This window comes from Chryseobacterium sp. SIMBA_028 (assembly GCF_046535285.1).
Taxonomy (GTDB): Bacteria; Bacteroidota; Bacteroidia; order Flavobacteriales; family Weeksellaceae; genus Chryseobacterium.
On sequence record NZ_JAWRWZ010000242.1, the window covers coordinates 1 to 275 of the forward strand.

The window sequence follows — 275 nt, forward strand, 5'->3', positions numbered from 1 at the left end:
GGGGAAGTTCCAGCAAAGCCACAAGGGCTGCAGCCCCACCGCCCACCCCGTTGAACAAGGCGACGAGCTGCGGCATTTGGGTCATCTGAACCCGCCTGGCCACCGGGGCCGCAACACCGGCTCCCACGGCCATTGCGGCAATGATCCACGGGATGTTCTCAACCCTCGCTGAAACGAACACCGTCACCACGGCCAGGAACGCACCCAAGGCGCCGATGAGGTTGCCGCGACGGGCCGTTCGGGGCGAGTTCAGTCCCTTCAGGGCGACGATGAAG

General features: G+C 65.5%; 1 protein-coding gene. It reads right to left on the minus strand.

All coding sequences use genetic code 11. The annotated features are described in order from the left end of the window. On the minus strand, positions 1-275 hold a 275-nt coding region (locus SCA31_RS23305), incomplete at both ends, for an NAD(P)(+) transhydrogenase (Re/Si-specific) subunit beta (protein ID WP_410699397.1).